The 6,257-nt window shown below is 67.8% G+C and carries 8 protein-coding genes; 6 read left to right on the forward strand and 2 right to left on the reverse strand.

Annotated elements, in window-relative coordinates; all coding sequences use genetic code 11:
* Nucleotides 1-262: hypothetical protein (locus ABNT58_RS15970; protein WP_348754445.1), on the forward strand; the 262-nt coding region annotated here is incomplete at its 5' end.
* 358 nt (nt 263-620) lie between these two features.
* Here ABNT58_RS15970 and ABNT58_RS15975 read toward each other — a convergent pair.
* Nucleotides 621-1,553: a LysR family transcriptional regulator gene (locus ABNT58_RS15975; protein ID WP_290766717.1), complete on the reverse strand. Its 933-nt coding sequence runs from the start codon at nt 1,551-1,553 to the stop codon at nt 621-623.
* Between the two features lie 145 nt (nt 1,554-1,698).
* On the opposite strand from ABNT58_RS15975, the gene ABNT58_RS15980 reads away from it, so the two are divergent.
* The 4 genes from ABNT58_RS15980 to ABNT58_RS15995 all read left to right on the forward strand — a co-directional run bounded on the left by ABNT58_RS15980 (nt 1,699) and on the right by ABNT58_RS15995 (nt 5,310).
* Nucleotides 1,699-1,965 (forward strand): hypothetical protein, encoded by a 267-nt coding sequence (locus tag ABNT58_RS15980; RefSeq protein WP_133611280.1) that lies wholly within the window; start codon nt 1,699-1,701, stop codon nt 1,963-1,965.
* A gap of 86 nt (nt 1,966-2,051) precedes the next feature.
* On the forward strand, nt 2,052-3,095 hold the full coding sequence (locus ABNT58_RS15985; RefSeq protein WP_348754446.1) for a YeiH family protein: 1,044 nt from the start codon (nt 2,052-2,054) through the stop codon (nt 3,093-3,095).
* Between the two features lie 99 nt (nt 3,096-3,194).
* A complete protein-coding gene (locus ABNT58_RS15990) occupies nt 3,195-4,238 on the forward strand; it encodes a beta-propeller fold lactonase family protein (protein ID WP_348754447.1) in 1,044 nt (347 codons plus the stop codon).
* A gap of 100 nt (nt 4,239-4,338) precedes the next feature.
* Nucleotides 4,339-5,310 carry an MBL fold metallo-hydrolase gene (locus ABNT58_RS15995; RefSeq protein ID WP_348754448.1) on the forward strand — a complete coding sequence of 324 codons (972 nt, stop codon included), beginning with the start codon at nt 4,339-4,341 and terminating at the stop codon, nt 5,308-5,310.
* Here the strand turns inward: ABNT58_RS15995 and ABNT58_RS16000 are convergent.
* Nucleotides 5,292-5,741 carry a hypothetical protein gene (locus ABNT58_RS16000; protein WP_133611095.1) on the reverse strand — a complete coding sequence of 150 codons (450 nt, stop codon included), beginning with the start codon at nt 5,739-5,741 and terminating at the stop codon, nt 5,292-5,294. The genes ABNT58_RS15995 and ABNT58_RS16000 overlap by 19 nt on opposite strands.
* A 181-nt stretch (nt 5,742-5,922) precedes the next feature.
* Between ABNT58_RS16000 and ABNT58_RS16005 the strand changes: the two genes are divergently transcribed.
* On the forward strand, nt 5,923-6,257 hold a 335-nt coding region (locus tag ABNT58_RS16005), incomplete at its 3' end, for a nuclear transport factor 2 family protein (protein ID WP_348754449.1).

The raw sequence follows: 6,257 nt of genomic DNA on the forward strand, positions 1-6,257 counted from the left end.
CCTGTACTTGGCCCAGAACACCGGACGGCGATTCGACACGCTGTTCTCCGACGAGGCCGATGGGCCGTTGGACCCAGAACACAAGCGCATGTTCATGGCCATGAAGCGCGAAGTCCTTCAGCTCGGCGGCTACCGGCAGGAGTTCTTCATCACCCAGACCCCGCACCTCGCAACGATGGCCGATGCAATCATCGACCTCGACGCCATGCAGGTCGATGCGCTTCGGGACGTTGCACTCGTCGCTGAAGAAGCCAGGATGTAGAGCGAGCGGATCACGATCGCGGCGCGGGGTTCCTGATCGAATGGAAGGGTCGTTCGGTCGACACACCGCAAACGTCGGCACGTACCGCGTACCGCATTGGGCGCGATATCGACTCTACGAGGCGAACGTGCGCGATGTGCGCACAGGTGCCGTTCAACCGCGAGGGCTGTGCGTCTGTGGACGGCCAGCAGCCGTTGGGTGGTGCGTCCGGAAGCGGACGTCGATTACCCAGACCAGCTCATTGCATCAAAGCTCCGATCAATGGGCAGGTGGGCGGAGCGGGCGTCGGCGCCTAGCTGAAGGGTAATCGCGTGTCGCCGAGGGCTGAACCTTCGACATGCGAAGCGGGGCCGGGACGTTAGCGGGCAGCCCCAGCGGTCGCATCTGCCTGGGCGATGAACGCCAGCAACGCGGGCGTCGACTGCTTCTCACGATGCACAACCAGATGACATTGCCGAAGCTGCCGCGGCAATGTCGTGGAGACGCGGCACAGACGTCCAGCTTCCAGCGCATCGTTCACTACCCAGGCGGACAGGCAAGCCACCCCCAACCCTTCCTGAGCGGCACGCTGGATGGCCTCCGAACTGCCTAGCTCGATGCTGCGCCGGTAAGAACGCAGGTGGGGCAGCAAGCTCTGGTCGGTGGCCTCGCGCGTGCCAGAGCCCGTTTCGCGAACCAGCCAGACCGCCTCACGCAGCGTGCGCAGGGGAATGCGATCGCCCGCCCGGCTTGACTGGGCCAGCGCACTGTCGGGCGCAGCCACGACCACCATCTCGTCTTGCAGCCAGGGGGTGACCACCAGCTCCGGCTGGTGGCTGGGCCCCTCGATCAGCCCCACGTCGAGTTCGAAAGCGGTCACGGCATCGCAGATGGCGGCGGTGTTCCCGATAACGACCTTCGACCGCCAGGCGGCGGCGCTGCCGGGCTGCTGTGCCCCCATGAAGCCAGCGAGCAGCTTGGGCAACACGTAGTTGCCAATCGTCGTGCTGGCGCCGATGCGCAGCGACTGCGCCTGCGCGCTGCCGTCGCGCGACATCTGCTCGATGCCTGCGGCGCCGTCGAGCAAAGCCAAAGCCCGCGGCAACAGCGCGCGGCCGTTGTCGTTCAACAGCAGGCGTTTGCCGGCGCGGTCGAACAGGCGCAGCGACAGCAGGCGTTCCAGCTCGTTGACGGCCGAACTGGTGGCCGATTGCGACAGCGCTATCTCAGCGCTGGCCGCCGTGGTGCTGCCGCTGCGCGCCACGGCGACAAAAATCTGCAGCTGACGCAGGGTGAGTCGAAGCACGTCCACGGTGATTGCCTTTGTTATCGATTTCGCAGGTACATCTTAGTCATACAACCCGTTGGACGGGTTGATTGCCAAGCTCTAAATTTGCCTGGCCGCTCGATCACGGGGCGGCGGCCTGCCGCGCCACCACCGGCATCTGGAGCCCGACATGCTGACCCTTGAACGAACAACCCCACGCCCCGCAGCACCCGGCCCGCTGGCCCCACAGGCGCTGCATGCCCTTCAATGGGTTGCTGCCCGGCGGCCAGTGGCGGGCTTCATGGGGCCGACCCGCGACGTGGCCCATGCCGTCTCGACCACCTTGGCCGCCGACAGCAGCATCGACCCGCAGGTGCTGCGCTGGATGCCGGTCGCAGTGCCGCTGGCGGCCGTGCTGCTGTGCGCCGGCATCGCCTTGATCTGGGTGCTGGCGTGATGCACGCGCTGTCGACCTCACAAGCCAGCCCTGGCCCGGTAGCCCGCCGCCGCGCAGCCCAGTTGCGCTTGCAGTTCGCGGCACTGATGCCTGGCCTCGTGTTGAGCGGCGCTTTGGCCGGTGCGGGCATGGCGCTAGGCCGCATCGGCTGGCTGCAGGACCACGGCTTCAGTGCGCTGACGCTGGCCATCGTGTTGGGCATGCTGGTGGGCAACACGGTCTATCCGCTGGTGCCGCGCTTGGCCGCGGCCAGCGGTGCCGGCGTCAACGTGTCCAAGCAGAACCTGCTGCGCCTGGGGGTCGTGCTGTACGGCCTGCGGCTGACGGTGCAGGACATCGGCCACGTCGGCATCGCCGGCGTCGCCATCGACGCGCTGGTGCTGGGCTCGACCTTCGCGCTGGCCTGCTTCATCGGCACGCGCTGGTTGGGCCTGGACCGCAAGACGGCGATGCTGATCGGCGCCGGCAGCTCCATCTGCGGCGCCGCCGCGGTGATGGCTGCCGAACCGGTGGTCAAGGCGCGCGCCGAGCAGGTAACGGTGGCGGTGGCCACGGTGGTGGTGTTCGGCACGCTGGCGATCTTTCTGTACCCGGCGCTGTTCGAGCTGAACCAGCACTGGGCGCTGATTCCGGGTGGCGCCAACGGCTTCGGCATCTATGCCGGCTCGACCATCCACGAGGTGGCCCAGGTGGTGGCCGCGGCGCGTTCGGTGGGCCCGGACGCGGCCAACTCGGCCGTCATCGCGAAGATGGTGCGGGTGATGATGCTGGCGCCGTTCCTGGTGATGTTGTCGGCCTGGCTGGCACGTGACGACAAACGCCACGCCCACACTTCCGCCGCCACGGGCCAGGCCCCAGGCAAGCTCGCCGTGCCCTGGTTCGCCTTCGGCTTCGTCGCGGTGGTGTTGTTCAACTCGCTGCAGTGGCTGCCGGCCTCGGTGGTGGCGGTGACCACCGAGATCGACACCGCGCTGCTGGCCATGGCCATGGCCGCACTCGGCCTGTCCACGCACATCGGTGCCATCCGCAAGGCCGGTGCCAAGCCGCTGTTGCTGGCGCTGATCGTGTTCGGCTGGCTCATCGTCGGCGGTGCCTTGATCAACCGCTGGGTACCGGCCCTGCTCGGCTGAAGCCTCGAATTCACGGCCCGACGGAATAAACCACGGGCTCTCCTCGTCCACCACAGCAAGCCTTTCCCTCTTTTCTCAACACTCTCCGAAAGACATCCCATGAATACCTTCTTCCGCACCACCGCGCTGGCCTTGTGCAGCACCTTCGTCCTCGTCGCCGCCAGCGTGCCCGCCAACGCCGCCAACGCCGCCGAAGCCACCCCGGCCCGCGTCACCTTCGACGGCCAGATCCGCAACAACTCGCTGGCGCTGAGCCCCGACGAGGCCACCGCCGTGGTGTCTTACAGCGAGCGCCCGGACGTCATCGTCTACGACCTGGCCACCGGTGCCGTGCGCGGTGTGCTGCGCGGCTACGTCACGCCGCGCAACATCGTGTTCGCGCCCGACGGCAAGAGCTTCTATGTCTCCGACAGCAGCCTGGGCACGGTGACGCGCCTGGACACCACCACGCTCAAGCCGCTGGCCACCGCGTCGACGCTGGCGGCCGGCCCCGGCGCCTTCGGCACCGCGCTCAGCAAGGACGGCAGCGCGCTGTACGTCAACAACCAGGCCAGCAGCACCGTGACGCGACTGGACACCGCCAGCGGGCAGGCCAAGGCGGTGATCACCGGCTTTGCGCAGCCGCGCCAGGGCGTGCGCCTGAGCCCGGACGGCGCGAAGCTCTACGTCACCAACTTCCTGGGCGACAAGGTGACCATCGTCGACACGCAGACCGACAAGATCGAGGGCGAGATCACCGGCTTCAACAAGATCCGCGCCATCTCCGTCACCGCCGACGGCAAGACCCTGTTTGCGGCCAACAGCGGCAGCAACGACATCGCGGTGGTGGACATCGCCGCGCGCCGCGTCACCGGCACCGTGCCGGTGGGCCGCGACCCCTACGGCGCCGCGCTCACGCCCGACGGCCGCTTCGTCTACTCGGGCAACTTGGCCGACAACACGGTGTCGGTGATCGACGTGGCCACGTTGAAGGTGGTCGCCACCATCGCCGGCTTCAAGCAGCCGCGCCAGGCCATCGTGTTCACGCGCGACGGCAAGACCGCCTACGTGCTGAACGAGGACCTGAGCATCTCCAAGGTCGAGCGTGCCGGGCAGCGCATCGTCGCCACGGTGGCCGCACCGCAGGCGGTGGCGGCGTACTGAAAACCGGGAACTGTCAGAGAACCGGCGCACCGCACGACCGAGCCCGGGGCTTGCCGCTTCCGGTTCGCCCTGTTGTCCTCCCGCCCGCACAAAGGATCGAATGAAAACTCTTGCCAACCCTGGCCGGCGCCAACTGGCTTCGATCTGTCTGGCCTTTTGCACGCTGCCCGCCGCATTCGCCGCCCAGGCCCAGACGGCCGCCCCGCCGGCGCTGGAACTGGTGGTGCTGGGCTCGGGCGGCCCGGGTGCCACCGGCCGTGCGGGTTCGGCCTATGCCGTGTTGGTGGATGGCGTGGCGCGTGTCTTCGTCGACGCCGGCCCGGGATCTTTCGTGCGCCTGGGTGAAGCCAAGCTGGCGCTGGGTCGGGCCGACATCGTGCTGCTGACGCACCTTCATGTGGACCATGCCGGTGGACTGCCAGGCCTCTTCAAGGCCCGTGCGGTGTCCAACCGCGGGCCGGTCGATTTCAAGATCTTCGGGCCGGCAGGGCGGCGTGCGCTCGATGCCGACGATGCCGACTTCCCGGCCACCAGCCGCTTCATTGACCTCTTGTTCGGCAAGCAGGGCGCCTTCGGCTACCTGAAGGACTTCTCGGCGCCGCTGCGCTTTCAAGTGAACGACATCGACGCACCCGCCACGGCGTCAGCCCTGCCCGAAGTGCGCACGGTGTTCGATGAGGGCGGCCTGCGCATCAGCGCCGTGGCCGGCCACCACCGCGACGCACCGGCAGTGGTCTACCGCATCGACCACGCCGGCAAGAGCATCACCTTCAGCGGCGACATCGACGCCAGCGGGCTGGCGGGTCTGCGGCGAATCGCCCAAGGCACCAGCCTGCTGGTCTTCAACAGCGTGGTGCTCGACCCACCCGGCTCGCCCGACGTGCTGTACACCTTGCACACGCCACCCAAGGCCATCGGCGAAGTGGCCGATGCGGTGCGCGCCGGCCAGCTGCTGCTGAGCCACCTGTCACCTGCGCTCGACGCGCAGCGTGATGCCGTCAAGGCGTCGATTGCCGCGCACTACGCCGGCGGGGTGGTGTTTGCGCAAGACGGTCAGCGGCTGGCGCCCTGAGGCGCGCAGCCGCCGGCGATAGTGCCGGTACCAGCCCCCAGTTCGACGCCCGTGCCCACCGACCCCACGAAGGTGATCACGCGAGCCATGCCGTCGGGCCGCAGGAACACGGCGGCGTCGAACTTCATGCGCTGGCCGCCCGATGGGCTGCCGCTCACGAAACCTTCGGTGCCGACACCGCGGTCCAGGCCCCGCAAGTAGAAGGCGCCCGCCGTGGTGCCGAGGGCGTCGGCAAAGGTGCCCGAGAAGCTGAAGGTGTCGCTGGCCGGGTCGTAGCCGGCGAACGCGCTCGCCACATCCACGTCGCCGTTCTGCGGACCGATGTACGTGGGCAGTAGGTCGCCAATGGGGTCGGTGATGCCTTGCGCCAGCGCACCGGTCGCGGCGGTGAACAAGCTGGCCAGCAGCAGGAAGGTCAGGGTTCGCTTCATCGGAGCAATTGGTGGAGCGTGTCGGGCGGGTCAACTGCCGATGGCGTGACAGAAAAAGTTTTTGCGTGGACCGGAATAGACCGCCTGCCGGCGCCGTCTGCCCTTGTGTCGGGACCTCATGGACCCTTCATCCACCACCGACCACCCCTCACTTCACATCAAGCCTTCAACGGAGCCCTCCATGTTCAAGACATTCGCCTTTGCCGCCACCGCCCTGACGCTTGCCGCTGGCAGCGCCTTCGCCGCCCCTTCCGACGACGCCCGCACGCACTTCCAGGCCATCGCTTCGGGCGACACCCAGATCGTGATGCGCGCCTACGCCGACCAGGCCCAGCTGAACTGGGTCGGCGGCCCGCTGGACGGCACCTACGCCACCACCGACGCCATCCGCGGCACCTGGGAAAAGTTCGGCAAGGCCGTCGGCCCGCTGAAGCTCACCATCGGCTCCATCGAAGAATCGGCCAACCCCAAGGGCTCGACGGTCTCCGCCAACGTCGTCTTCGAAGGCAAGATGCC

Origin of the sequence: uncultured Aquincola sp. (assembly GCF_964001545.1) — a bacterium.
In the GTDB taxonomy this organism is placed as follows: domain Bacteria; phylum Pseudomonadota; class Gammaproteobacteria; order Burkholderiales; family Burkholderiaceae_C; genus Aquincola.